This is a genomic window from Aquabacterium sp. T101, assembly GCF_057219775.1.
This window is the reverse complement of record NZ_JBXVVZ010000003.1, coordinates 1-26,154: the sequence shown is the minus strand read 5'-3', so window position 1 is coordinate 26,154 and position 26,154 is coordinate 1. Positions and strand designations below refer to the sequence as shown.

Genomic DNA, 26,154 nt, shown 5'->3' with positions numbered 1-26,154 from the left:
CCCGCGCGGGGCCGTGCGGCGCGCCCGCCGCGCGGCCTAGTCCTGCGGCCTGGGCTCCACCGCCCAGCGCTGCGTCACGTCGCCGGCGGCGTCCACGCTTTCCAGGTGGACCGGGAAGCCCCACAGCCGGGCCACGTGGCGCAGTACCTCGTGCGCGGAATCGTCCAGCGGCCGGTTGTTGTGCTGGGTGTGGCGCAGCGTCAGTGCGCGGTCGCCGCGCACATTGACGTTCCAGACCTGTATGTTGGGCTCGCGCGAGCCCAGGTCGTACTGCCTCGACAGCGCCTCGCGCACGCGGCGGTAGCCGGCGTCGTCGTGGATGGCGCTGACTTCCAGCTCGCTGTCGTCCTCGTCGTCGCGGATCGCGAACAGGCGCAGCTCGCGCATCAGACGCGGGCTCAGGAACTGGCCGACGAAGCTCTCGTCCTTGAAGTTGCGCATCGCATGGTCCAGCACCGGCAGCCAGGGCCTGCCGGCGATGTCCGGGAACCACTCGCGGTCCTCGGCGGTGGGCTGCTCGCAGATGCGCTTGAGGTCGGTGTACATCGCGAAGCCCAGCGCATAGGGGTTCAGGCCCGAGTAGCCGCGCTCGCCCACGCGCGGCTGGTAGATCACGTTGGTGTGCGACTTCAGCCACTCGATCATCACGCCGTCGGTCAGCCAGCCGTCGTCGTACATGGTGTTGAGCAGGCGGTGGTGCCAGAACGTGGCCCAGCCCTCGTTCATCACCTGGGTCTGCCGCTGCGGATAGAAGTACTGCGCCACCTTGCGCACGATGCGCACGATCTCGCGCTGCCAGGGCTCGAGCAGCGGCGCGTTCTTCTCCATGAAGTACAGCAGGTTCTCCTGCGGCTCCTCGGGGAAGCGCTTGGCCGCCGCGGCGGCGTCGGCCTTGTCGGCGCGGCGCGGCAGCGTGCGCCACAGGTCGTTGACCTGCTGCTGCGCGTAGGCCTCGCGCTCCTTGCGCTCGGCCAGCTCCTGCGCCAGGGTCTTGCGGCTGGGGCGGCGGTAGCGGTCCACGCCGTGGTTCATCAGCGCGTGGCAGCTGTCGAGCAGCTCCTCCACCGCGTCGATGCCGTGCTTTTCCTCGGCGGCGGCGACGTAGTTCCGGGCATAGACGAGGTAATCGATGATCGACGACGCGTCGGTCCACATGCGGAACAGGTAGTTGCCCTTGAAGAAGCTGTTGTGGCCGTAGGCGGCATGCGCGATCACCAGCGCCTGCATCGCCATCGTGTTCTCCTCCATCAGGTAGCTGATGCAGGGGTTGGAGTTGATGACGATCTCGTAGGCCAGGCCCATCGCGCCGCGCTTGTAGTTCTTCTCGGTGGCGATGAACTCCTTGCCGTAGCTCCAGTGGCGGTAGTTCACCGGCATGCCCACGCTGGCGTAGGCGTCCATCATCTGCTCGGCGGTGATGATCTCGAGCTGGTTCGGGTAGGTGTCCAGCCCGTGGCGGCGCGCGGTGTCGCGGATCACCTCGTGGTAGCGCTCGATCAGCTCGAAGCTCCAGTCGCTCGGGCCGGGCAGCGGCTCGGCCGGGCGCGGGCCCGGCGGCAGGGGATGGGTCAGCGGCTCGGCCATGGAAGGGTCATGCGGCCTGGGACTGCGCGCCTTCCTTGCGGAACAGGTCGCGGAACACGGGATAGATCTGGCTCGCCTCGGTGGCCTTGCGCATCGCGAACTGGGGCCGGGTCTCGAGCAGCTGGGTGTACTCCTGCCACAGGTTCTGCTCCTCCTCGGCCACCTGCACGTAGGCGTAGTAGCGGCACAGCGGCAGGATCTTCTGGTCCAGCAGCTCGCGGCAGCGGCCGCTGTCGTGGTGCCAGTTGTCGCCGTCGCTGGCCTGCGCGCCGTAGATGTTCCACTCGCTCGGGTTGTAGCGCGCGCGGATCACCTCTTCCATCAGGACCAGGGCCGACGACACCACCGTGCCGCCGGTCTCGGTGGCGTGAAAGAAGTTCTGCTCGTCCACCTCGGCGGCCTGCGTGTGGTGGCGGATGAAGACGATGTCGATCTTCTCGTAGTGGCGCGTCAGGAACAGGTACAGCAGGATGAAGAAGCGCTTGGCGAGGTCCTTGCGGCCCTCGTCCATCGAGCCGGACACGTCCATCAGGCAGAACATCACCGCCTTGGACGTGGGCATCGGCACCCGCACCCGGTTGCGAAAGCGCAGGTCGATCGGGTCCAGGTAGGGGATGCGGCCCAGGCGCGTGCGCAGCTCGTCGATGCGCTGCTGCAGCGCCGTGATGCGCAGCCCCGACGCGGCGTCGCCCACCGGCGCGTCGCGCAGCAGGGCCTGCAGCTCGTCCTCCAGCTCGCGCAGCTCGCGGCGCGACTCGGCGCCGATGGCGATGCGCCGGCCGATCGCACCGCGCATCGAGCGCACCACGTGCAGGTTGTTCGGCGTGCCGTCGCTGGTGAAGCCGGCGCGGTGGCTCTTCCACTCGGGCACCTCGGCGAGCTGGGTGCGCACCAGGTCCGGCAGGGCGAGGTCCTCGAAGAAGACCTGCATGAACTCCTCCTTGCTGAGCGAGAAGACGAAGTCGTCCTCGCCCTCGCCGGAGTCGCTGGCCTGGCCCTTGCCGCTGCCGCCGCCCTGGCCGCCCTTGGGCCGCTCGATGCGGTCGCCCTGGATGTACTCGCGGTTGCCCGGATGCACCACCTCGCGCACGCCGCCCTGGCCGTGGTGGAACACCGGCTCGGAGATGTCGCGCTTCGGGATCGTGATGTCCTCGCCGCGCTCGATGTCGCGGATGCCCCGGCCGTCGATCGCGCGCTTGACCGCGTCCTTGACCTGGTCGCGGTAGCGGCGCAGGAAGCGCTCGCGGTTGCCGACGGACTTGTTCTTGCCCGCCAGCCGCCGGTCGATGATCTGCTGGAGCATCTACCCCCCCCGTTGCGCCTTCGGCGCTCCCCCCCAGGGGGGCGTCGCCTGCGGACCGGCCAAGCCGGATCCGCGGCGCCTGCTGGACAGGACCCTTGAACTCATGGTCTCAACTGCTCTTGCGCACGCGCAGGTACCACTCGCACAGCAGGCGCACCTGCTTGTGGGTGTAGCCCTTGGCCACCATGCGGGTGACGAAGTCCTCGTGCTTCTTGGCCTCGTCGGCGCTGGCCTTGGCGTTGAAGCTGATCACCGGCAGCAGCTCCTCGGTGTTCGAGAACATCTTCTTCTCGATCACCGTGCGCAGCTTCTCGTAGCTGGTCCAGTTCGGGTTCTTGCCCTGGTTGCCGGCGCGCGCGCGCAGCACGAAGTTGACGATCTCGTTGCGGAAGTCCTTCGGGTTGGCGATGCCGGCGGGCTTCTCGATCTTCTCCAGCTCGGCGTTCAGGGCCTGGCGGTCGAACACCTCGCCGGTGTCGGTGTCGCGGTATTCGTGGTCCTGGATCCAGTAGTCGGCGTAGGTGACGTAGCGGTCGAAGATGTTCTGGCCGTACTCGGAATAGCTCTCCAGGTAGGCGGTCTGGATCTCCTTGCCGATGAACTCCGCGTAGCGCGGCGCCAGCAGCTCCTTGATGAAGGCGACGTACTTGTCCTCGGTCTCCTTCGGGAACTGCTCGCGCTCGATCTGCTGCTCCAGCACGTACATCAGGTGCACCGGGTTGGCGGCCACCTCGGTGGAGTCGAAGTTGAACACCTTGGAGATGATCTTGAACGCGAAGCGGGTGGAGATGCCGCTCATGCCCTCGTCCACGCCGGCGTAGTCGCGGTACTCCTGGTAGCTCTTGGCGCGCGGGTCGGTGTCCTTGAGGTTCTCGCCGTCGTAGATCTGCATCTTGGAATACAGCGACGAGTTCTCGGGCTCCTTCAGGCGCGTGAGCACCGCGAACTGGCTCATCATCTTCAGCGTGCCCGGCGCGCACTTGGCCTGCGACAGCGACGAGTTGCGGATCAGCTTCTCGTAGATCTTCACCTCCTCGCTGACGCGCAGGCAGTACGGCACCTTGACGATGTAGATGCGGTCGAGGAAGGCCTCGTTGTTCTTGTTGTTGCGGAAAGCCTTCCACTCGCTCTCGTTGCTGTGCGCCAGCACGATGCCGTCGAAGGGGATCGCGCCGAAGCCCTCGGTGCCCTTGTAGTTGTTCTCCTGCGTGGCGGTCAGCAGCGGATGCAGCACCTTGATCGGCGCCTTGAACATCTCCACGAACTCGAGCAGGCCCTGGTTGGCCAGGCACAGGCCGCCGCTGTAGCTGTAGGCGTCCGGGTCGTCCTGGGCATAGGTCTCGAGCTTGCGGATGTCCACCTTGCCCACCAGCGAGCTGATGTCCTGGTTGTTCTCGTCGCCCGGCTCGGTCTTGGCCACGCCCACCTGCTTGAGGATCGACGGGAAGCGCTTGACCACCTTGAACTTGCGGATGTCCCCGCCGTACTCCTCCAGGCGCTTGACGGCCCAGGGGCTGAGCACGCGCTGCAGGTAGCGCTGCGGGATGCCGTATTCCTTCTCGAGGATCGGGCCGTCCTCGGCGGCGCTGAACAGGCCCAGCGGCGACTCGTTCACCGGCGAGCCCTTGATCGCGTAGAAGGGCACGTCCTGCATCAGCTGCTTCAGGCGCTCGGCGATGCTGCTCTTGCCGCCGCCCACCGGGCCCAGCAGATACAGGATCTGCTTCTTCTCCTCCAGGCCCTGCGCGGCATGGCGGAAGTAGGACACCACCTGCTCGATGGCCTCTTCCATGCCGTAGAACTCGGCGAAGGCCGGGTACAGCTTGATGACCTTGTTGGCGAAGATCCGCGACATGCGCGGGTCGTTGCGCGTGTCCACCATCTGGGGTTCGCCGATGGCCTTGAGCATGCGCTCGGCGGCCGTGGCGTAGGCCAGCGGGTTCCTCTTGCACTCGGCGAGGTAGTCCTCGAGCGAGAGCTCTTCTTCGCGGGTGCGCTCGTAGCGTTGGGCGAAGCTGGCGATGACGTCCATTGCAGGACCTCCTTGACGGTTCGACCGGGCGACGGACCGGCAAGCAAGACGCTTGCCGACCCCCGCGGGGCCGGGAAGTTCTGATGCAGTCCCGGCTGTACGGGCCCAGGCGGCATCAGAGCTTTCCGGTCGGAGGCTCTACGGACTTCGGATCTCGTTCTTCGGTGACGAGTCTGCGCCAGCATGGCGCCGCGGTGCGGCGCCGAAGGCGAGAAATGCGGCCGCAAGGGCCAGCTTTTCACGCCGTTCGACAACGCGTGGCACCACGTGCCGGCTGACAGCTTCTTTGTAGCACGAGTCGGCTTCCGCCAGCCTGACGGCGGGCGGACAGCCCTCGGCGGCGCGCGTCGACATGCGCGCCCGATGTCGATCAGCTGTCGATCAGTTGTCGATCAGCGCCGGGTCCCAGGCGTGCACCACCTGGCGCTGCGAGCCCAGGCCGTCGATGCCCAGGGTCATCACGTCGCCGGGCTTCAGGTACACCGGGTTCGGCTTGATGCCCATGCCCACGCCCGGGGGCGTGCCGGTGGTGATCAGGTCGCCGGGGTAGAGCGTCATGAAGCGGCTGACGTAGCTGACCAGGAACGCGGCGCCGAAGATCATCGTCTTGGTGTTGCCGGTCTGGAAGCGCTTGCCGTTCACGTCGAGCCACATGCCCAGGTTCTGGATGTCCGGGATCTCGTCGCGCGTCACCATCCACGGGCCGATCGGGCCGAAGGTGTCGCAGCCCTTGCCCTTGTCCCACTGCGAGCCGCCGCGGTCGACCTGGTACTCGCGCTCGGACACGTCATTCACCACGCAGTAGCCGGCCACGTGCGACAGCGCGTCGGCCTCGCTCACGTAGCGCGTCTTGCTGCCGATGACGATGCCGAGTTCCACCTCCCAGTCGCCCTTGACCGAGCCCTGCGGCAGCACCACCGCGTCATTGCAGCCGACGATGCAGCTGGTGGCCTTGGTGAACACCACCGGCTCCTTGGGCACCGGCAGGTTCGACTCGGCGGCATGGTCGCTGTAGTTCAGGCCGATGGCCACGAACTTGCCCACGCCCGACCACGGCGGCGCGATGCGCGTGGGGTTGTCGATCACCGGCAGCCTGCCGAGGTCGATCGCGCGCAGCGCGGCCAGGCCCTCGGGCGTGAGCTGGTGCGGCGTGATGTCGCACAGCAGGCCCGACAGGTCGCGCACCTTGCCCTGCGCGTCCAGCACGGCGGGCTTCTCGTGGCCCTTCGGGCCGACTCGCATCAGTTTCATGGTCTTCTTCCTTTCGTCGAGATGTTCAGAGCGACCAGCCGCCGTCGACCAGGGCCGCGGTGCCGGTGGTGAATCGCGATTCGTCGCTGGCGAAGTAGACCGCCATCGCGGCGATCTCCTCCGGCGTGCCCAGGCGGCCCATCGGCTGGCGGCCGATGAACATCGCCTCCACCTGCTCGTAGGTCTGCCCGCTCTTCTGCGACAGCGCCGTCATGCGGTCGCGCAGCGACGGCGACTCCACCGTGCCGGGGCAGATGGCATTGCAGCGCACGCCCTCGCGGATGAAGTCCAGCGCCACGCTCTTGGTCAGGCCGATCACTGCCGCCTTGGTGGCGCCGTAGACGAAGCGGTTGGCCGCCGCCTTCACGCTGCTGGCGCCGGAGGCGATGTTGACGATGCTGCCGTTGCCCTTGGCGCGCATGCCGGGCAGGAAGGCCTTGATCGTGCGGTACATGCTGCGCACGTTGAGGTCGAACGCGAACTGCCACTCGTCCTCGGTGCAGTCGAGCACGGTGCCGTGGTGCACGAAGCCCGCGGCGTTGAACAGCACGTCCACGCCGGGGTGGCGGCGCGCGGCGTCGGCGATGGCGGCGGCGTCGAGCGCGTCGAGCTTTTCCACCGTGATGCCGGGCCGGCCCTTCAGGCCGGCCAGCAGCTCCACGTTGAGGTCGGTGGCGATCACCTGCGCGCCTTCGCGCGCGAAGGCTTCGGCGGTGGCGCGGCCGATGCCTTGGCCGGCAGCGGTGACGAAGGCGGTCTTTCCGGACAGTCGTTGACTCATGGCTTTCTCTTTCTACAAGGGTGCGGGAACGCCCAGGCGGGCGCCCCACGATCGGAATTGTTCGGCCAGGCCGGGCTCGATGGGAACACCCACGCTCGCGCGCGTGGCGGCCACGGCGATCTCGGGGTCGCCCGGCATCAGCGGCGCGCCGGGCTCGGCGGCCAGGTCGCGCGCCATCGCCTCCACCTGCAACGCGAAGAACGCGCCGCCGGCGAAGCGCTCGGGGTCCAGCGCAATGAAGAACGCGCCCAGCCGGCGCGGCGCGTCGAGCGCGCCGAACATCGACGGGATGTGCGGCCCGTAGGGGTTGCCCATCAGCGGGCCGCAGAGCAGGTCCACCACCAGCGCCAGCGCGTAGCCCTTGTGGCCGTAGCCCGCACCGCCCAGCGGCACCACGGCGGCGGCGGCCTCGGCGTCGGTGGTGGGTTCGCCGCGCGAATCCACCGCCACGTCCGGCGGCAGCGGGTGGCCCTCGCGGCGCGCGTTGCGCACGCGGTTCCAGGGGATCGAGGTGGTGGCCATGTCCAGGCACACCGGCTCGCCCCACTGCCCGGTGGGCACGCCGGCTGCAGCGCCGCCGGGCGCCGTGCGCGGGAACGCGAACGAGATCGGGTTGGTGCCGAGGAACGCGCGGCGCCCGCCGTGCGGCACCGCCACGCTGTCGGCATGGGTGAAGGCCACGCCGACGCAGCCCTGCCGCGCCGCGGCGCGGGTGTACAGGCCGATCGCGCCGCAGTGCGACGCGTTGCGCACGCCCACCGCGCCGATGCCCTGCTCGCGCGCCAGCGCCACCGCCTCGGCCATCGCGCGGTGCGCCACCACGATGCCCTGGCCCTGGTCGGCCTCCAGCAGCGCGGTGGCCGGGCCGGTGCGGTGCAGCACGAGGGCGGGCCGCGCGCGGATCGAACCGTTGTCGAGCCGGGTCAGGTAGTGCGGCAGCAGCGCCACGCCGTGCGAGTCGATGCCCCACAGGCTGGTCTGCACCAGGCTCGCGGCCAGCAGCGCGGCGTCGGTGTCGATCATGCCGGCGGCGGCAAAGCAGCGTGTGCACCAGTCGCGCAGCGTGTCGGCGGGCAGCGGCGTGGCGTCGTCGCGGGTCGGCTGGCTGCTCATCGGGTGCGTTGCTCCAGCGTGGCGGCCGCGCCGTGCGCGGCCAGGTCGTCCAGGGCGCGTGCCAGCGCCTGCACCAGGCGCGGCTGCCCGGCGAGGTCGCCGAACACCGGCGCGAAGCGCGTGAACGCGTCGGCGCGCGCAGCGGCCGTGGGCAGCGCCTGGGCCCGCGCCGCCAGCGCGGCCAGGTCCGGCGCCAGCGGGTCGTCCAGCGCGTAGGGGCGGCCGGCCTCGTCGCGGCCGCGCAGGTGCGTGCACCACGCCGCCAGCGCCAGCGCCAGGTGCTCGATCGGCGCGCCGTCGTCCAGCCGGTCGCGCAGCGTGCCGAGCAGGCGCTGCGGCAGCTTCTGCGAGCCGTCCATCGCGATCTGCTGGCAGCGGTGCGCCAGCGCCGGGTTGGCAAACCGCTGCAGCAGCTGCGCGCGGTAGCCGTCGAGGTCGAAGCCCGGCAGCTCGGCGGCCACCGTGGGCGCCACCTCGTCGCGCAGCATCGCGTCGACGAAGCGCGCCAGCGCCGGCTGCGCCATCGCCGAGTCCACCGTGGCCCAGCCGGCCTGCACGCCGAGGTAGGCGATGGCCGAGTGCGCGCCGTTGAGCAGGCGCAGCTTGAGCTTCTCGAACGGCTCGGCGCGCGCCACGAACTGCGCACCGCCGTGCGACCAGTCCGGCCGGCCGGCGGCGAAGCGGTCCTCCACCGCCCACGCGAGGAAGGGCTCGGCCGCCACCGCCGCCGCGTCGTGCACGCCGCCGAGCGCGGCCTGCGCGCGCGCGATGTCGTCCGGCGTGCTGCGCGGCACGATGCGGTCGACCATGCTGTTGGGGAAGCGGCACTCGTGCTCGATCCAGCGCGCCAGGCCCGAGCTGACGCGCTCGGCGAACGCGATCACCAGGCCGTGCAGCGTGTCGCCGTTGGAAGGCAGGTTGTCCAGCGACAGCAGCGTCACCGGGCCGGCGCCGTCGGCGCGGCGGCGCGCCAGGCCGTGCACCAGAAAGCCGATGGCGCTGCGCGGCGCGTCGGGATGGGCCAGGTCGTGCACGATGTCCGGGTGGTCCAGCCGCAGCGTGCGCGTGGCCGGGTCGTGGCAGTAGCCCTTCTCGGTGACGGTGAGGCTGACGATGCGGGTGTCGGCGCCGGCGATGCACTCGAGCACCGCGCCCGGGTCCTCCGGCGCCACCAGCACGCCGAGCACCGAGCCGACGATGCGCGTGCGCACGCCGTCCGCGTCGCGCAGGCTGAGCGAGTACAGGCCCCGCTGCGGCGCCAGCGCGTCGCGCACGTCCGCATGGCGCAGCGACACGCCGGTGATGCCCCAGTCGGGCGCGGCCCCGGCGTCGAGCGCGTCGTCGTTGACGGCGGCCAGGTGCGCGCGCGAGAACGCGCCCAGGCCCAGGTGCACGATGCCCTGGCGCAGCGACTTGCGCTCGAACGCGGGGCGGCGCACGGCCGCGGGCAGCGTGCCGAGCAGGGCCGGGTGCAGGCGCTGCGTCATCGGGCCGGCACGGTCCACAGATAGATGCGCGACAGCTTCTCGCGGCCGTAGGGCTTGTCGGGCACGTCGACGGTGATCATGCGGTCGGGCTTCCAGTCGCCCATGTCCCAGTCGTGCGACACGATGCGCGTGCCGGGCTTGAGCGCCAGCAGGCGCGGGCGCAGCTGCAGGTTCACTTCCGGCAGCAGGTACATCGTGATCACCGTGGCGGGCGACAGGTCGGTGGCGAACAGGTCCTGCACGCGGAACTCGGCGCGGTCGGCCACGCCGGCGATGCGCGCGGCAGCGCGGCTGCGGTCCACCAGGTCGGGCACGATCTCCACGCCCAGGCCGCGCGCGCCGTAGTGGCGCGCCGCGGTGATGACGATGCGGCCGTCGCCCGAGCCGAGGTCGATGACGAAGTCGCCGGGCTTCACGCCGGCCAGGTCGAGCATCGCGCGCGTGACATGGTCGGGCGTGACGACGAAGGGCACGTCGATGTCGAGCTGGGCCGCGGCGCGGCCGCCCGCCGCGGCGAGCAGCCCGGCGGCCAGCGTGCGACGGCGCAGGCGGTTCACCAGTGCCACAGCGTGCCGTCATGCTGGAGCCGGTTCACCGGCAGGTAGGCCCGCTCGTAGGGGTACTTCGCCGCCAGCGCCTCGTCGATCTCCACGCCGTGGCCGGGCACGTTGCCCGGGTGCATGTAGCCGTCCTTGAAGGTGTAGGCGTGCGGGAACACGGCGTCGGTCTCGTCGGTGTGGCGCATGTACTCCTGGATGCCGAAGTTGGGCACCCACAGGTCGAAGTGCAGCGCCGCGCCCATGCACACCGGCGACAGGTCGGTGGCGCCGTGGCTGCCGGTGCGCACCTGGTACAGCGAGGCCAGATCGGCGATGCGGCGCAGGTGCGTGATGCCGCCCGCATGGACCACCGTCGTGCGGATGTAGTCGATGAGCTGGTTTTCGATCAGGTCCTTGCAGTCCCAGATGGTGTTGAACACCTCGCCGACCGCCAGCGGCGTGGTGGTGTGCTGGCGGATCAGGCGGAAGGCCTCCTGGTTCTCGGCCGGCGTGGCGTCCTCGATCCAGAACAGGCGGTAGGGCTCGAGGTCCTTGCCCAGGCGCCCGGCCTCGATCGGCGTCAGCCGGTGGTGCACGTCGTGCAGCAGGTGGACGTCGTCGCCCACCGCGCTGCGCACGGCGTCGAACAGCTTGGGCGTGTGGCGCAGGTACTTGGACGTGTCCCAGTCGTGCTCAGGCGGCAGGCCGGTTTCCGCCGGCTCGTACTGCATGCGGCCGCGGCCCACGCCGTACACCTTCTCCAGGCCCGGCACGCCGCTCTGCGCACGGATGGCCTGGTAGCCCATGGCCTTGTAGCGCAGCACCTCCTCCACGGTGGACTCGATGTCGCGGCCGTTGGCGTGGCCGTACACCAGCACGCGCTCGCGGCTGGCGCCGCCCAGCAGCTGGTACAGCGGCAGCCCGGCGGCCTTGGCCTTCAGGTCCCACAGCGCGGTGTCCACCGCGGCGATGGCGCTCATGGTCACCGGGCCGCGCCGCCAGTAAGCGCCGCGGTACAGGTATTGCCAGATGTCCTCGATCTGGTGCGCGTCGCGGCCGATCAGGCACGGGATGACGTGGTCGGTGAGGTAGCTGGCCACCGACAGCTCGCGGCCGTTGAGCGAGCCGTCGCCCAGGCCGGTGAGGCCCTCGTCGGTCTCGATCTTGAGGGTGACGAAGTTGCGGCCGGGGCTGCAGACGATGACCTTGGCGCTGGTGATCTTCATGTGACTGAACGTTGGATGACCTAAACCCCAGGAAACAGTCCGGAATGGGGGGCGCAGTACAACCCGCCACTCCGGCCCACCCCGACCCCCCGCAAGGAGCCCCGACGATGAACGACCCGCGCCCCGCCCGCCTGACCGCCGCCGACTTCCATCCGGAAGTGCTGAAGCTGTTCGACCAGTACGTGCATGGCGGCATCGACCGCCGCGCGTTCCTCGACCGCAGCTCGCGCTTCGCGGCGGCCAGCGGCACCACGGCCGCCGGCCTGCTGGCCGCGCTGAGCCCGGACTTCGCCTACGGCCAGAAGGTGCCGCCCACCGACGCGCGCATCCGCACCGAGCGGGTGGAGATCGCGTCGCCCGCGGGCCACGGCAAGATCAACGCGCTGGTGGCGCGCCCGGCGCAGGCTGCCGGCGCCCTGCCGGTGGTGCTGGTGATCCACGAGAACCGCGGCCTGAACCCGCACATCGAGGACATCGCGCGCCGCCTGGCGGTGGACAACTTCATCGCCGTCGCGCCGGACCTGCTCACCACCGCGGGCGGCTACCCCGGCGACGAGGACAAGGCGCGCGAGGCGTTCTCCAAGATCGACCAGGCCAAGGCGCGCGAGGACTGGCTGGCCGCCGCGGCGTACACGCGCGGCGTGTCCGGCGGCAACGGCAAGCTCGGCGCCACGGGCTTCTGCTACGGCGGCGGCATCGTGAACTTCCTGGCCACGCGCCTGCCCGAGCTGGTGTCCGGCGCGCCCTTCTACGGCGCCGCGGCTCCCACGGCCGACGTGCCCAAGATCAAGGCCGAGCTGTTCATCGTGTACGCCGAGAACGACGAGCGCATCAATTCCATGTGGCCGGCCTACGAGGCCGCCCTCAAGGCCGCGGGCACCAAGTACACCGCGCAGGTGTTCCCCGGCACCCAGCACGGCTTCAACAACGACACCACGCCGCGCTACGACGAGAAGCAGGCGCAGCAGGCCTGGGCAAAGACGCTGGCGCTGTTCAATCGCACGTTGCGCGGCTGATCCGCTGTCGGCGGGTCGCGACTGTCGCGGTTGCGGGCCGCTGTCGGCGCGGGCCGAGGGCCAGGCGAGCCGTCGGAGGCGCTTCGATGCGGCACCCCCCCGCCGGCCCGCCTGCCCCTCGGCAGGCATCGCCGGTGGTGTGCCACGCCGGTTCACCGACCCCCACGCGGCCAGCGAGCCCAAACCCCAGCTTCCCGCCACGGGCCGGCTCCGCCGGCCCGTCGGCGGACGGCCCCCTCGGGGGGCAGCGAGCGAAAGCGAGCGTGGGGGCACTACATCACCGCCCCGAGTTGCCAAGGCACGAACTCGTTCTGGCCATAGCCGTGCAGCTCGCTCTTGGTGCGGCGGCCCGACGCGGTGTCCAGCATCAGGCGGAAGATGCGCTCGCCGCAGGCGTCCACCGTGTCGGTGCCTTCGACGATGGCGCCGCAGTCGAGGTCGATGTCGTCCTCCTGCCGCTTCCACAGCGCGGTGTTGGTGGAGAACTTCAGCGACGGGCTCGGCGCACAGCCGTAGGCCGAGCCGCGGCCGGTGGTGAAGCAGATCAGGTTGGCGCCGCCGGCCACCTGCCCGGTGGCCGACACCGGGTCGTAGCCCGGCGTGTCCATGAACACCAGGCCGCGCGTGGTGACCGGCTGCGCGAACTCGAACACGTCGGTCAGGTTGGTGGTGCCGCTCTTGGCGATCGCGCCCAGGCTCTTTTCCAGGATGGTGGTCAGCCCGCCCGCCTTGTTGCCGGCCGAGGGGTTGTTGTCCATCTTCATGCCGTTGCGCGCGGTGTAGGCCTCCCACCACGCGATGCGGCGCAGCAGCTTGTCGGCCACCTCGGCGCTGACCGCGCGGCGCGTGAGCAGGTGCTCGCCGCCGTACACCTCGGGCGTCTCGCTCAGGATCGCGGTGCCGCCGTGGCGCACGAGGCGGTCCACTGCGGCGCCGAGCGCGGGGTTGGCGCTGATGCCGGAGTAGCCGTCGCTGCCGCCGCACTGCAGGCCCACGGTGATGTGGCTGGCCGGCACCGGCTGGCGCCGCACCTGGTTCACCTCGGGCAGCAGCTGTTTCACCAGCTCCACGCCGCGCGCCACGGTCTTGGCGGTGCCGCCGGTGTCCTGGATGTTGAACGTGAGCAGGCGCGCGCCTTCCTGCAGGCCCTCCTGCGCCACGAGGCCCTGGATCTGGTTCGTCTCGCAGCCCAGGCCCACCACCAGCACGGCGGCGAAGTTGGCGTGGCGCGCGTAGCCGCCGAGCGTGCGGCGCAGCACCTGCAGCTCCTCGCCGTCGCTCGCGGTGGCGCAGCCCATGCCGTGCGTCAGCGCGACCACGCCGTCCACGTTGGGAAACGGCGCCAGCATCTCGGGGTGGATGTCGCGCCGGAACGCGTCGGCGATCGCGCGCGCGGCGGTGGCCGAGCAGTTCACGCTGGTCAGCACGCCGATGTAGTTGCGCGTGGCCACGCGGCCGTCGGCGCGCACGATGCCGTCGAACGTGGCCGGCGGGTTGGCGTACGCCGTGGGCAGGGCGCCGGCGCCCACCTCGTGCGTGCGCGCGAAGTCGGCATAGGCGAGGTTGTGCGTGTGCACATGCTGCCCCGGCGCGATGGCCTGCGTGGCGTGGCCGATGATCTGGTCGTAGCGGCGCACCGCCTCGCCGGCGGCGATGGCGGCGGTGGCCACCTTGTGGCCCGGCGGCACGAGGCCGGCCACGGTGACGCCCTCGTCGGCCAGCACGGTGCCGCCCAGGAGCTGCGTGCGCGCGATGACGACGTTGTCGCGCGGATGGATGCGGATGACGGGTGGGCTCATGGCGAGGCGATGCAGGCGGGGCGATGAAGGTCAGGCGATGCGGCGCAGGTCGCGCGTGCGGCGGGCGATCTCGTCGGGGATCCACTCGATGCCCAGGCCGGGCGTGTCGGGGGCCACGGCGTGGCCGTCCTCGATGACGAGCCGGCTCGAGGCCACCGCGTCGAGCTGCGGGATGTATTCCACCCACGCGGCGGCGGGTGCGGCGGCGGTGAGGCTGGCGTGCAGTTCCATCAGGAAGTGCGGCGCCACGGCGAGGTTGTGGCACTCGGCCATGTGCGCCACCTTCAGCCACGGCGTGATGCCGCCCACGCGCGCCACGTCCACCTGCACGATCGAGCAGGCGCCCTGCTGCACGTAGGCGGCGAACTGGCTCGGCGAGTACAGCGACTCGCCGACCGCGATGGGCACGCGGCTGGCGGCGGCCAGGCGCACGTGGCCGGTGATGTCGTCGGCCGGCAGCGGCTCCTCGAACCAGGCGATGCCCAGGTCGGCATAGGCCGGCGCGCGGCGCAGCGCCTCGGACAGCGTGAAGCACTGGTTGGCGTCGACCATGATCTCGAACGCGTCGCCCACGGCGCGCCGCACGGCCGACAGGCGCGCCACGTCGTCGGCCACCCGCGGCAGGCCCACCTTGACCTTGGCGCCCTGGAACCCGGCCGCCTGCGCGGCCAGCGTCTCGCGCACGATGGTGTCGGTGTCCAGGTGCAGCCAGCCGCCCTCGGTGGTGTAGACGGGCGTGCGCTGCTTCGCGCCGCCGGCGGCCTTCCACAGCGGCTGGCCGTCGCGGCGGCAGCGCCAGTCCCACAGCGCGGTGTCCACCGCGGCCAGCGCCAGGCTGGTGATCGCGCCCACGCTGGTGGCGTGCGTGGCGAACAGCAGGTCGCGCCAGATCGCCTCGATGCACCGCGCGTCGCGCCCGATCAGGCGCGGCGCCAGGTGGTCGGCCAGCAGCGCGGTGACCGACGAGCCGCCGGTGCCGATGGTGTAGCTGTAGCCGGTGCCCTGCGAGCCGTCGTCGCAGGTGACGCGCACCATCGGCGTTTCCTGCACCACGAAGCTCTGGATCGCGTCGCTGCGCGGCACCGGTGGCGGCAGGTCGACGCGCCAGACGTCGACGGCAACGATCTTCGTCATGGCGCTACAACCCCATCGTGCGCGGCAGCCACAACACGATCGACGGCACGTAGGTCAGGATGACCAGGCTGGCCAGCAGCGGGAATAGCCACGGCAGGATCGCCATCGTGGTTCGCTCCACGCTCAGCTTGGCCACCCGCGCCAGCACGAACAGCACCATGCCCATCGGTGGGTGCAGCAGGCCGATCATCAGGTTGAGCACCATCACCAGGCCGAAGTGCACCGGGTCCACGCCGAGCTGGGTGGCAATGGGCAGCAGCAGCGGCACCAGGATCGTGATCGCCGCGGTGGGCTCGAGGAAGCAGCCCACGAACAGCATCAGCAGGTTGGCCAGCAGCAGGAAGACCCAGGCCTCCTTGGTGAAGGCCAGCACCCACTGCGCGATGGCGGCGGTGACGCCGGTGGCGGTGAGCATCCAGCCGAAGATCGACGCCGCGGCCACGATGAACATCACGGTGGCGGTGGTCTCCACCGTGTCCAGGCTCACCTTGACGAACATCTTCCAGCTCATGGTGCGGTACCACACCAGGCCGAGGAAGAGCGCCCAGGCGCTGGCGGCGATGGCGCCTTCGGTGGGCGTGAACAGGCCGGTGGTCATGCCGCCGATCAGCAGCACCGGCGTCATGATGGGCAGCACCGCCTGCCACTTGAAGAAGCGGTCGCAGGCGAACAGCGTCACCACGGCGACCAGCATCACCGGCTGCGCCGGCAGGCCGGCCTTGGCCACCGCGGCCCAGGTGGCCAGCGGCCAGGCGATCACCACCGCCAGCTCGATGAGGGCGCGGCCCACGCGCGAGGCGGAGAACTTGATGTCGCCGCCCCACTTGTTCTTGTGCGCGAAGTAGGCCACCGTGACCATCATCAGCAGCGCCATCAGCACGCCGGGCAGGATGCCGGCGAGGAACAGCGCGCCCACCGACACGTTGGCCATCATCGCGTAGATGACGAAGGGCAGGCTGGGCGGGATGATCGGCCCGAGCGTGGCGCTGGCCGCGGTGACGCCGACCGCGAACTCGGTGTCGTAGCCATGATCCTTCATGGCCTTGATCTCCACCGTGCCCAGGCCCGCGGCGTCGGCGATGGCGGTGCCGCTCATGCCGGCGAAGATCACCGAGCCGACCACGTTGACGTGGCCGAGGCCACCCTTGAGCCAGCCCACCAGCGCGAGCGCGAAGTTGTAGATGCGGTTGGTGATGCCGGCGTTGTTCATCAGGTTGCCGGCCAGGATGAAGAACGGCACCGCCAGCAGCGGGAAGCTGTCGATGCCGCCGATCATGCGGTGCACCACCGCAAACGGCGGCAGGTTGCCGCTGAGCAGGATGTAGACGAGCGCCGAGCCCGCCATCGCGATGGCCACCGGCACGCCGCCGGCCATCAGGAACAGGAAGATGAACTTGAGCATCGGTGCGCCTCAGCGGTCGGCCATGGTGGATTCGGGGCGCTCGAGCACCGAGTAGCCGCGCTGCCAGTGCACGCGCGCCACCCACAGCGAGCGCACCGTCATCGCCGCGAAGCCGAACAGCACCACGCCGTAGACGATGTTCATCGGCAGATCCACGATGGTCATCTGGTAGTTGCCCATCTTCTGCATCATCTGCACGGTGTAGACGGTCATCGAGCCGAAGAAGGCGATGCGCAGCACGTCCACCACCGTGGCCAGCACCCGCGCCACGCCCGCGGGCAGGTAGCGGAACAGCAGGTCCACCTGGATGTGGTTGTTCTTGGCCACGCCGATCGACGCGCCCACGAACACCACGCCGATGAGCAGGTAGCGCGCGATCTCCTCGGTCCACGAGGCCGAGTCGTTGAGGAAGTAGCGGGTGAAGAACTGCGTGAACACCACGCCCGCCAGCGCCCAGAACAGCAGCACCGACGCCCAGGCCTCCATCGGCGTGCCCGACAGGTCCACCGCCTCGTCGACGGCATGGAACTCGCCGTCGTCGCCCATCACCTTGGGCCCCGAATCAATGTCGATGGTCATAAAAGAAGGCGTCAGAAACGCAAAACAACCCGCTGCGGGCCAGAGCCGCCGCGAAGCCGGCGGCAAACCCAGCAGGCGCCGAGGGTCCGGCTCCGCCGGCCCTCAGGCGCCGCCCCACCGGGGGGGAGCGGCGTAGCCGCAACGGGGGGGGCTCTACTTGATCGCCACGATCCGGTCGTAGTCCTTCCGGTCGAAGCCCATCGACTCCACCGGCTTGGCCTTCAGCACCGCGTCGACGAAGCTCTGGCGGTTCACGGTCACCACCTGCAGGCCCTTCTTCTTGAACTCGTCCACCAGCTCGGCCTCGCGCTTCTTGATCTGCGCGCTGGCGCGGGCGGCCGCTTCCTGGGCCACGTCACCGAAGATCTTCTTCTCGGCGTCGGTCAGCTTGTTCCACACGTGCGGCGCCACCTGCGTGGTCAGGCCGTCGACGATGTGGCCGGTGAGCATGATGGCCTTCTGCACCTCGAAGAACTTCTTGGCCTCGATGGTGGTCAGCGGGTTCTCCTGCGCCTCGACGGTGCCGTTCTGCAGCGCGAGGTACACCTCGGCGAACGCGATCGGCGTCGGGTTGGCGCCGCAGGATTCCGGCGTGGCGCGGTAGGCCGGCACGTCGGGCACGCGGATCTTCAGGCCCTTCATGCCGGCGCAGTCGGAGAACGGCTTCTGCGACGTGGTGTGGCGCGCGCCGTAGTACGTGTAGGCCAGGATCTGGATGCCGGTCTTGGCGCGGAAGCCGTCGACCATCTCCTTGAACACGGGGCTCTTGCTGTAGGCCAGCAGGTGGTCGCCGTCGCGGAAGATGAACGGGTAGTAGGCGATGCCCAGGCGCGGGTAGCTGCGCGCCGCGAACGACGGGCCGCTGATGATCATGTCCACCGTGCCGAGCTGCATGCCCTGGTTGATGTCGGTTTCCTTGCCAAGCGAGCTGGCGGGGAAGACCTGGATCTCGAACTTGCCGTTGGTGCGCTTCTTGATCTCCTCGGCGGCCCACACGCTTTCGGTGTGGTACGGCTCGCTGGTCTCGTAGACGTGGGCCCACTTGAGCTTGGTCTGTGCAACGGCGGGACCGGCGATCGCCACGGCGGCGGCAGCCAGCAGGGTCTTGAGAAGGGTGCGTTTGCTCATGGTCGGTCTGTCTCCTGTGGGTTGGTTCACTTCACTCGTACACCAGCTGCACCTTCGTGCTGCGCGACCGGTCGGCCGCCAGCTCGAAAGCCTCCTGCGCACGTGCCAGGGGCACCTGCGCGCTGATCAGCGGCCGCACGTCGGCGCGGCGCGTGCGGATGGCCTGCACCGCGAGGTCGAACTCGCCGTTGGCGCGGAAGGCGCCCACGTAGTCGAGCTCGCGCACCATCACGCGGTTGGCCGGAAACGGCAGTTCCTCGGGCAGCGTGCCCACCTGCACCACGCGGCCGCCGCGTTCCACCGCGGCCAGGCACAGCGCCAGCGCCGCGGGCGCGCCGGCGGCCTCGATCGCCACGTGGAAACGGTCCACCAGCGCGGCGCTGTCCTGGTCGCTGCGCACGGTGGCGTCGGCGCCCACCTGGCGCGCCATCGCCAGCGGCCGCTCGGCGATGTCGGCCACCACCACCTCGGCGGCGCCGGCCAGGCGCGCCGCGATCACGCACATGCAGCCGATGGTGCCGCCGCCGGTGACGAGCACGCGGCGGCCGAGCAGCGTGCCGGCGCGCTGCACCGCGTGCAGGCCCACCGACAGCGGCTCGGCGCAGGCGATCTCGCCCAACGACACCTCGGGCTCGGCCACGGCCGTGAGCTGGCGCTCGTGCATGACGAAGGCCTGCGCGAACAGGCCCTGCGCATGCGGGTACACGCTGGCGCTGCCCACGAAGTACATGCGCCGGCACAGGTTCATGCGGCCCTCGCGGCAGCGGTCGCACACGCCGCAGGGGTGCGACGGGTCGATCGCCACGCGGTCGCCGGGGCGCACGCGGGTGACCTCGGCGCCCACCGTGTCCACCACGCCCGAGGCCTCGTGCCCCGGCACCAGCGGCTCGCGGATCACGAACGCGCCGGCGCGGCCGTGCTGCCAGTAGTGCAGGTCCGACCCGCAGATGCCGCCGGCGCCCAGGCGCAGGCGCACGTCGTGCGGGCCCAGCGCGCGCGGCGCGCGCGGCTGCACGCGCAGGTCCAGCGCGCCGTGCAGGGTGCAGGCCAGGTCGGACATGTCAGGACACCTCCGCGGCGCGCAGGCCGGCCGTGCGCGCGGGGGCGGCGGGCGCGGTTTCCACCAGCGCGGCGGCAAAGCGGTCGTGCGAGTTCTGCAGGTGCGTCTGCATGGCGCGGCGCGCCGCGGCCACCTCGCGCCCGGCCACCGCGCGCACCACGGCGCGGTGCTCGGCCACGGCGTGGCGCCAGCTCTTCACGTTCTCGAAGTGGCGGCCGAGCTGCTCGAACAGCGGGTTGTTGCGCTCGTCGAACAGCTCGGTGACCACGCGCACCAGGGCCGCGTTGCCGCTGGCCTCGGCCAGCGCCAGATGGAACTCGCGGTCGCCGCGGATGGGCATCACGCCGCGGGCGATGTCGTCTTCCATCGTGCGGATGGCGCCGCGCAGGCGCTTCACCAGCGCGGGCGTGCCCTCGCGCGCGGCCACTGCGGCCAGCTCGGCCTCGACCAGCGCGCGGGCGCGGATGATGTCGAACGGCCCCAGCGCCTCGGTGATGGCCTGGGCCGCCGGACGCGCCGCCGCGGCCGGCTCGAGCGCGGTGACGTAGATGCCCGAGCCCATGCGCACCTCGACGATGCCTTCCACTTCCAGGGCGATCAGCGCCTCGCGCACCGAGGGGCGCGACACGCCCAGCTGCGCGGCCAGGTCGCGCTCGGGCGGCAGGCGGCTGCCCACGGGCAGCTCGCCGCGGCCGATGAGCGCGCGCAGCTGGTCGGCGATCTGCCGGTACAGGCGCTTGGACTCGACGGCTTGGAGCTGCATCGGGAGCGGGGGGGCTGCGGGGTCGGTACCGGCAAGGAGGCCAAGTGGCCTGACCAATTCGGCGAGGGCCGCAGTTTGGCCGGGCTGCCCTGCAGATGACTCATGGTTTTCCCGCCCGAAGGCAGGAGACAACCGCCCCGCGCCGGGGCCTAGCCGCGCCCGACGAAGGGCATGGCGGTGGCCATCACCGTGACGTTGAGGATGTTCGCTTCCGGCGGCAGGCGGGCCATGGTCATGAAGGTGGCCACCACGTTGTCCATGCCCATGCGCGGCTCGGGCTTCACGCTGCCGTCGGCCTGCGGCACGCCGGCCACCATGCGCGCGGTCATGTCCGACGCCACGTTGCCGATGTCGATCTGGCCCACCGCGATGTTGTACTTGCGGCCGTCCAGCGAGGCGGTTTTCGTGATGCCGGTGACGGCGTGCTTGGTGGCGGTGTAGGCCACCGAGTTGGGCCGCGGCGCGTAGGCCGAGATCGAGCCGTTGTTGATGATGCGGCCGCCCTGCGGCTGCTGCGCCTTCATCAGCCGGAAGGCCTGCTGCGTGCACAGGAAGGTGCCGGTGAGGTTGGCCGCCACGCTGGCCTGCCATTGCTCGAAGGGCAGGTCCTCCAGCAGCGCGCTCATGCTGGACACGCCCGCGTTGTTGAACAGCAGGTCGAGCCGGCCGAAGCGCGCCTGCACGGTGGCAAACAGCGCGGCCACGCTGGCGGGGTCGCCCACGTCGGTGGGCACGGCCAGGCCGCGCGCGGGCGCGGCGCTGCCGGCCACGGACTCTTCCAGCGCGTCGCGGCGGCGGCCCACGAAGGCCACCTGCCAGCCGTCGGCCACCAGGGCCTGGGCGCAGGCGCGGCCGATGCCGCTGCCCGCGCCGGTGACGATGGCGCTGCGAAGGGGGGTGCTCATGACGGTGGTCCTCTGTGGGGCGGTGGGTGGTCGGGTGCGATATCGTACGGTCATCACACAACTTGCGCCGGCTCGCCGGCGCGAACACCAGGACTGCCAGGACCGCCATGACCGCCAAGCCCGACCTGCTCGCCGTGGCCAAGCTGCCGCCCTTTCTGATGGAGCCGCTGCAAGCCGCCTTTACCGTACACACCGCGCTGGACAGCGCCCCGCGCGAGCGCGTGCGCGGCATCGTGGGCAGCGGCGAGAGCAAGGTGCCCGCCGAGCTGATGGCGCAGCTGCCCGCGCTGGAGATCGTGTCGATCATGGGCGTGGGCTACGACGGCGTGGACGTGGCCGCGGCCAAGGCGCGCGGCGCCGTGGTGACGCACACGCCCGACGTGCTCAACGACGACGTGGCCGACCTGGCGCTGGCGCTGGCGCTGAGCATCGCGCGGCGCCTGCCGCAGGCCGACCGCTACGTGCGCGCCGGCCGCTGGGCCAGCGACGGCCCCATGCCGCTGGCCACCAAGCTGAGCGGCGCGCGCATGGGCATCGTGGGCATGGGCCGCATCGGCCAGGCCATTGCGCACCGCGCGCAGGCCTTCGGCATGAGCATCGCCTACACCGCGCGCTCGGCCAAGCCGGCGCTGCCCTTTGCCTACCACCCCAGCCCGCGCGAGCTGGCCGCGGCGAGCGACTTCCTCGTGGTCATCACGCCCGGCGGCGCGGGCACGCGCAAGCTGATCGACGCCGCCGTGCTGGACGCGCTGGGGCCCAACGGCTACCTGATCAATGTGGCGCGCGGCTCGGTGGTGGACGAGCAGGCGCTGATCGCCGCGCTGCAGCAGGGCCGCATTGCCGGCGCCGCGCTGGACGTGTTCGAGAACGAGCCCCACGTGCCCGAAGCGCTGCGCGCGCTGGACAACGTGGTGCTGGTGCCGCACATCGGCAGCGCCACCCGAGCCACGCGCCAGGCCATGGCCGACCTGGCGCGCGACAACCTGGTGCTGCACTTTGCCGGCCAGGCACCGAAGACGCCGGTGCCCGAGTGCCGATGAACTGCCGCTGACCCCGCCCCCAGGAGCAAGCCATGCCCGACGCCACCCCCGTGTTCACCCAGGTCATCCTGGAAACCGGCCCCGACGGCCGCGCGCGCTGGCGCGACGCGGCGATCCCCCTGCCCGAAGGCAAGCCCGCCGCGCGCCTGAGCGCGCTGATGCCCAGCGGCGGCCTGCAGCTGCGCGAAAGCCCGGTGGGGTTTCGCAGCGAGTTCCACTGCACCGGCGCGCCGCAGTGGGTGTTCATCCTGCGCGGCGGCATGGAGATCGGCCTGCAGGACGGCACCAGCCGCGTGTTCCTGCCCGGGCAGCACTTCTATTCCGCCGACACGCTGCCCGACGGCGCCACCTTCGACCCCCAGGTGCACGGCCACTGGAGCCGCCAGGTGGGCAGCGAGCCGCTGCAGACGCTGTTCGTGAGGGGCTGACCGCCATGGCCGCACAGACCATCCAAGTGGTGCGCGACCGCGCGCACAAGATGCGCCACACCGTGCACGTGCGCCAGCACGAACTGAGCGCCGACGAGCCGCCCGAGGTGGGCGGCGAAGACCTGGGCGTGACCCCGCACGACCTGTACGACAGCGCGCTGGGCGCGTGCAAGGCGATGACGGTGCTGTGGTACGCCAACCGCAAGGGCATCCCCGTGGAAGACATCCGCGCCACCGTGGAGCGCGACGACAGCCAGGAGCGGCAGGGGGTCTATCGGCTGAAGGTGGTGTTGGCGGTGACCGGGCCGATCACCGACGCGCAGCGTGCGGAGTTGCTGGCGGTGGCGGACAAGTGTCCGGTGCACAAGTTGATGACGAAGGCGGTGACGGAGGTGGTGACCGAGATGGGTGGTTAGGGCTGCTGTGCAGCGGTTGCGGTCAATGGCCCCTGAGGCCGCTACTTAGTGTCTCGGCCACATTGCGGTCACTGAGCCGCGCTGCCAGAAACCGATTGCATGATTCCATAGACGTGCGGGCATGGACATCGTTTGCCCTGAGCCAGCGGACGCAGCTTGGCAGCGCGTTCATCTGAGACTCTGAAGCGTCCGTCCTGTTGTCTTGCCTAGCGATATGCGGCCCTGGCAGTAGCTCAAGTCCATCCGATGGCCCGCTCAATGCGTTCGCGTCAGTCCTCGGAGTCTTCGCCATGACTTGGAGGCTCTGCGGCAACTGCCTCGCTCTCCGGAGGAACGTCGTAGTAGGGAATGAGCGGCGGGTCCTCGCGACTGCCCGGCGCCATATGCCGGCTCCGTACATCCAGGTCCAACCCCTCTGGGACGGGAAAGAACTCCTTGTCAATCAAGACAAACTGAGTGCCTTTAAGCTCGCTCGCCCCCAGCTCGTAGACCATGCTGTAGAAATCTCGAAAGAGCTCTCGGTTCTCCCTCTCACTGACGTTCTTCATCGCGGAATCAAGGATGAGAATCCGCGGCAGTGAGGCGCCCTTCTTCGCAGCCAACCGATGGAGAGCGATTGCGTAGCAGGCCTTGAAGATGGTCTTCATGCCGCCGCTGCCCATGTTCGCGAACGACGTAACCGCAAAGTCGGCCGCCTCCGTCGGCGCGACTTCCGGGACAAGCGTCTTCGGGTCAATGGTGACCTTGTACGTTGCGGTCACTCCCGGGAAGCTTGACCGGACCAGGCAGTCCAGCAGCAAGGCCTCGAGCTCCTCGAGGTTGGTGCGGTCTTTGAACGCCTTGTCACGCTCACGGTTCAGCTTAGCGCGAAGCGCTGCCTCACTGCCTTGGAGCGACTCTGCCTTCGACAGCAGGTCGTCCAAACGCTCAGGAATCTTTCGATAGTTGAGAAGCGAGCTCACCTGCTGCTCAAGCGAGGTAGCTTCGCGCTCGAACTCGAGGGCCTGCGAGAGAAAGGCGGAGTCGTAGTCACGCAACCGTTGGTCCAGCGTCTGGTCAACGAGAGCCTTCTCTGTGACTGTGCTGTCTAGCTGGCGCGCTATGGTCCGCTCTTGCTTTCGAAGCCCCTGCAGCGACTCCTGTAGTTCGCCAAGGCGAGCCTTGAGGTCCGCCTCCACGACCTCGTTACTCAGGTGTTCGTGAGGTTCGTCTGAGTCTGGCTGCCCGCACACCGGGCACAGAGTCTCTAGCCGTGAGGGCAGCTTCTGCGTGCACCGAGGGCAATCGACGAAATCCACGGATGCAAGCAGTGCGCGGGCCGACTTCGTTCGACTGAAGCGGACGGACAACATTCTGAGTTCGTTCAGATGCCGCTCGGTGTCGCCCGCGCGGGTTCTCACCGCCTCAGCCATCTCCTCCAGGCTCTGGACGTCCGCAGACAGCGCACGACCTTTGGCCCGGAGGACGTCAACGGCGTGCCCACCGTCGCCTCTTTGAAGCCGCGCGGCAGCAGAAGCCTCACGAACGCGGTCTCGCTGGGCGCGCAACGCCTCTACCCGCACATCAATTTCGACCGGGCTCCCAAGCCCCGACTCCTCAAGTACCTTGGCGAGCGCCTCGGCCGCGGCCTTCGCTGCCTGCCTCTGCTCAGCGAGCCCTTGGAGTTGCGCCTCCAGAGAGGCCACCTGGTCTTGGTGGTAGCCAAGTACAAAGCGCATGGCATCGACGCTCTTCGCACGACGGATATAGTCTGCGTCGCCATCCAAACGGAAGAAGTCGCTGTCAATGTTCTCTTGGTCGAGGTAGCAAAAGCGGAAGAGGTCGCGAAGACTCAGGCGCTCCAAGTGCTCGTCGGCAGTCCGGCGCCCCTTGCGCACTTTCGGGACAGGCAAGCCAGCAAGGTGAAAGAACAGGTCTGACAAGACCTCAATGGTCGTACCGATAACAACCACCTCGCCTGCCTTGCGTGCAGGCATCAGGACCTCCATCGCTTGGTCGCCCTCGTTCCACGCGGCGATGACGTTCGACGACTCACGCTCGCGATAGATGGTGAGCCTTCGGCCCTCAACTTCCAAGCTCAAGTCGGCAGAGTTGAACTCCAACTGCAATGCCGGCGTCAGTTGGATATCGGCCCCAAGGCAGTAGTCGATGAGGCGCGCGATGCTCGACTTTCCCGCACCGATCTTGCCCCAGAAGAAGCTGATGTGGCCGAACTCAATCGTTTCGACCGAGCGCCTGAAGTGCAGGCGAAGTGTCTTGAGTTCAACTTTCATATCGTGATGGGGTCGCCCCACCGCATGTTCGAGATTTCAGGGAAAGTTGCGTAGACAAAGTCCTTCAGGGCCGTGCCTGACATGCTCCCAAAGGTCTTGTCCACCAACTTCGCTCTTGCGGCCAGGTCTCGCAGTTCCTCGTCTTCGGAGAGCTGTACCGCAGCTCTTTGCCCAGCATTCGTCAACTGAATCTTTACCGTCCGCCCCTCGACCCAGGCATGCAGCAGTCCCCTGCCGGCGAGAAGAGCAATCCATCGCCGATACCGATGGTCCCAAGGTCCATAGCGAAAGCGAACCATCTTGGACTCGATCGTCGTCTTCTCGAACTCTTGGATGCGCGCTGGCTCGGTGGACTTGTTCTTCGCCGTGAGAGCCCGCTCGAGGCAGTTGGGATAGCGCAGCAAGAAGTCCAACTTGGCCAACTTGGTCACTCCGTCGACGGCCTTCACACTGCCGTCCCGCCCAGAGTGCGCCTCCATCAGCATCAACAGGCGAGCCATGTGAAGGTTGTCGTCGAGCTCTGTCCTCGCCAGCGCTTGTACGAGTTCAAGTGCCATCGTCTGCCCCGTCGATCGGTGCGCCCCAGGCGAACTTGCAGCTTCCCGAGAGAAGCCCGGCAACCCCCTTCAGGGTCTCAGCGGGCGATGTCCCGCTCGCTGTTGAACCGTGACCGGTGACGGCTCCTCGGTGGACATGCTACGCGGCCTTCAAGACGGCGCCGTTGTCGCTTTCGGGGCGACGGCCATCCAGGGCCTTGAGGAGGGTGCGCATCTGGCCGCAGCCACGCAGCTTGCGCATTCGCGTGGCCGCGTCGCTGAGCGCGCTGGCCACCCAGCGCAGCACCATCTGCCCGTCGCCCCAGCGCTTGACGTTGCGGCTGTAGTGCGCCACCGAG

Annotated in this window: 23 protein-coding genes and 1 pseudogene; 4 read left to right on the top strand and 20 right to left on the bottom strand. The window is 69.5% G+C overall.

The features are described 5' to 3' along the window. Positions 1–36: 36 nt before the first annotated feature. From AC2EAQ_RS09935 to manD, 9 genes are all read right to left on the bottom strand, one after another. Positions 37–1,584 carry a SpoVR family protein gene (locus AC2EAQ_RS09935; RefSeq protein WP_484642867.1) on the bottom strand — a complete coding sequence of 516 codons (1,548 nt, stop codon included), beginning with the start codon at positions 1,582–1,584 and terminating at the stop codon, positions 37–39. A gap of 7 nt (positions 1,585–1,591) precedes the next feature. Further along, a complete protein-coding gene (locus AC2EAQ_RS09930; RefSeq protein ID WP_484642864.1) occupies positions 1,592–2,887 on the bottom strand; it encodes a YeaH/YhbH family protein in 1,296 nt (431 codons plus the stop codon). A 109-nt stretch (positions 2,888–2,996) separates the two neighbouring features. Continuing rightward, complete coding sequence (locus tag AC2EAQ_RS09925; RefSeq protein ID WP_484642862.1) at positions 2,997–4,919, bottom strand: PrkA family serine protein kinase; 1,923 nt, start codon at positions 4,917–4,919, stop codon at positions 2,997–2,999. A 381-nt stretch (positions 4,920–5,300) separates the two neighbouring features. Next, positions 5,301–6,170 carry a fumarylacetoacetate hydrolase family protein gene (locus tag AC2EAQ_RS09920; RefSeq protein ID WP_484642860.1) on the bottom strand — a complete coding sequence of 290 codons (870 nt, stop codon included), beginning with the start codon at positions 6,168–6,170 and terminating at the stop codon, positions 5,301–5,303. A gap of 25 nt (positions 6,171–6,195) precedes the next feature. Next, the gene (locus AC2EAQ_RS09915) at positions 6,196–6,951 is read right to left on the bottom strand and encodes an SDR family oxidoreductase (RefSeq protein ID WP_484642858.1); all 756 of its coding nucleotides are present in this window, start codon (positions 6,949–6,951) and stop codon (positions 6,196–6,198) included. Positions 6,952–6,963: 12 nt separating this feature from the next. Continuing rightward, positions 6,964–8,064 (bottom strand): Ldh family oxidoreductase, encoded by a 1,101-nt coding sequence (locus AC2EAQ_RS09910; protein ID WP_484642854.1) that lies wholly within the window; start codon positions 8,062–8,064, stop codon positions 6,964–6,966. Beyond that, positions 8,061–9,551, bottom strand: a complete 1,491-nt coding sequence (locus AC2EAQ_RS09905; protein ID WP_484642850.1) for a mannitol dehydrogenase family protein — start codon at positions 9,549–9,551, stop codon at positions 8,061–8,063. The genes AC2EAQ_RS09910 and AC2EAQ_RS09905 overlap by 4 nt, the downstream gene beginning before the upstream one ends. Then, entirely contained in the window at positions 9,548–10,108 is a 561-nt protein-coding gene (locus tag AC2EAQ_RS09900) for an SAM-dependent methyltransferase (protein WP_484642847.1), read from the bottom strand. Before AC2EAQ_RS09900 ends, AC2EAQ_RS09905 begins: the two co-directional genes overlap by 4 nt. Continuing rightward, positions 10,105–11,316, bottom strand: coding sequence for a D-mannonate dehydratase ManD (gene manD, locus AC2EAQ_RS09895; RefSeq protein ID WP_484642842.1), 1,212 nt, complete (start codon positions 11,314–11,316; stop codon positions 10,105–10,107). The genes AC2EAQ_RS09900 and manD overlap by 4 nt, the downstream gene beginning before the upstream one ends. 107 nt (positions 11,317–11,423) lie before the next feature. Here manD and AC2EAQ_RS09890 point away from each other — a divergent pair, with 107 nt between their 5' ends. Continuing rightward, the gene (locus AC2EAQ_RS09890; RefSeq protein ID WP_484642840.1) at positions 11,424–12,332 is read left to right on the top strand and encodes a dienelactone hydrolase family protein; all 909 of its coding nucleotides are present in this window, start codon (positions 11,424–11,426) and stop codon (positions 12,330–12,332) included. A gap of 272 nt (positions 12,333–12,604) precedes the next feature. On the opposite strand, the gene AC2EAQ_RS09885 is transcribed toward AC2EAQ_RS09890, so the two are convergent. The 8 genes from AC2EAQ_RS09885 to AC2EAQ_RS09850 form a co-directional block, all read right to left on the bottom strand. Continuing rightward, the gene (locus AC2EAQ_RS09885; protein ID WP_484642838.1) at positions 12,605–14,131 is read right to left on the bottom strand and encodes a D-arabinonate dehydratase; all 1,527 of its coding nucleotides are present in this window, start codon (positions 14,129–14,131) and stop codon (positions 12,605–12,607) included. 30 nt (positions 14,132–14,161) lie between these two features. Next, a complete protein-coding gene (locus AC2EAQ_RS09880; RefSeq protein WP_484642837.1) occupies positions 14,162–15,265 on the bottom strand; it encodes a mandelate racemase/muconate lactonizing enzyme family protein in 1,104 nt (367 codons plus the stop codon). A gap of 4 nt (positions 15,266–15,269) precedes the next feature. Further along, on the bottom strand, positions 15,270–16,667 hold the full coding sequence (locus AC2EAQ_RS09875) for a TRAP transporter large permease (protein ID WP_484642835.1): 1,398 nt from the start codon (positions 16,665–16,667) through the stop codon (positions 15,270–15,272). Positions 16,668–16,676: 9 nt separating this feature from the next. Further along, positions 16,677–17,246, bottom strand: a complete 570-nt coding sequence (locus tag AC2EAQ_RS09870; RefSeq protein ID WP_484642833.1) for a TRAP transporter small permease — start codon at positions 17,244–17,246, stop codon at positions 16,677–16,679. A 153-nt stretch (positions 17,247–17,399) separates the two neighbouring features. Continuing rightward, entirely contained in the window at positions 17,400–18,374 is a 975-nt protein-coding gene (locus AC2EAQ_RS09865) for a sialic acid TRAP transporter substrate-binding protein SiaP (protein ID WP_484642831.1), read from the bottom strand. A gap of 31 nt (positions 18,375–18,405) precedes the next feature. Next, positions 18,406–19,434 carry an L-idonate 5-dehydrogenase gene (locus tag AC2EAQ_RS09860; protein WP_484642829.1) on the bottom strand — a complete coding sequence of 343 codons (1,029 nt, stop codon included), beginning with the start codon at positions 19,432–19,434 and terminating at the stop codon, positions 18,406–18,408. 1 nt (position 19,435) lies between these two features. Further along, positions 19,436–20,197, bottom strand: coding sequence for a FadR/GntR family transcriptional regulator (locus tag AC2EAQ_RS09855; protein ID WP_484642827.1), 762 nt, complete (start codon positions 20,195–20,197; stop codon positions 19,436–19,438). Positions 20,198–20,346: 149 nt separating this feature from the next. Further along, complete coding sequence (locus AC2EAQ_RS09850) at positions 20,347–21,102, bottom strand: SDR family oxidoreductase (RefSeq protein WP_484642825.1); 756 nt, start codon at positions 21,100–21,102, stop codon at positions 20,347–20,349. Positions 21,103–21,209: 107 nt separating this feature from the next. Between AC2EAQ_RS09850 and AC2EAQ_RS09845 the strand changes: the two genes are divergently transcribed. Genes AC2EAQ_RS09845 through AC2EAQ_RS09835 form a run of 3 tightly spaced genes read left to right on the top strand, consistent with a single transcriptional unit; the run spans position 21,210 to position 22,986 of the window. Continuing rightward, positions 21,210–22,142 (top strand): 2-hydroxyacid dehydrogenase, encoded by a 933-nt coding sequence (locus tag AC2EAQ_RS09845; RefSeq protein ID WP_484642822.1) that lies wholly within the window; start codon positions 21,210–21,212, stop codon positions 22,140–22,142. Positions 22,143–22,174: 32 nt separating this feature from the next. Next, entirely contained in the window at positions 22,175–22,570 is a 396-nt protein-coding gene (locus AC2EAQ_RS09840) for a cupin domain-containing protein (RefSeq protein WP_484642819.1), read from the top strand. A 5-nt stretch (positions 22,571–22,575) separates the two neighbouring features. Continuing rightward, entirely contained in the window at positions 22,576–22,986 is a 411-nt protein-coding gene (locus tag AC2EAQ_RS09835) for an OsmC family protein (protein ID WP_484642816.1), read from the top strand. Between the two features lie 269 nt (positions 22,987–23,255). Here the strand turns inward: AC2EAQ_RS09835 and AC2EAQ_RS09830 are convergent, their stop codons facing one another. The 3 genes and pseudogenes from AC2EAQ_RS09830 to AC2EAQ_RS09820 all read right to left on the bottom strand — a co-directional run. Further along, positions 23,256–25,259: a hypothetical protein gene (locus AC2EAQ_RS09830; protein WP_484642811.1), complete on the bottom strand. Its 2,004-nt coding sequence runs from the start codon at positions 25,257–25,259 to the stop codon at positions 23,256–23,258. Further along, complete coding sequence (locus tag AC2EAQ_RS09825; RefSeq protein ID WP_484642809.1) at positions 25,256–25,816, bottom strand: hypothetical protein; 561 nt, start codon at positions 25,814–25,816, stop codon at positions 25,256–25,258. Before AC2EAQ_RS09825 ends, AC2EAQ_RS09830 begins: the two co-directional genes overlap by 4 nt. Before the next feature lie 139 nt (positions 25,817–25,955). After that, positions 25,956–26,154, bottom strand: a pseudogene (locus AC2EAQ_RS09820) (IS256 family transposase); the annotation flags it as partial.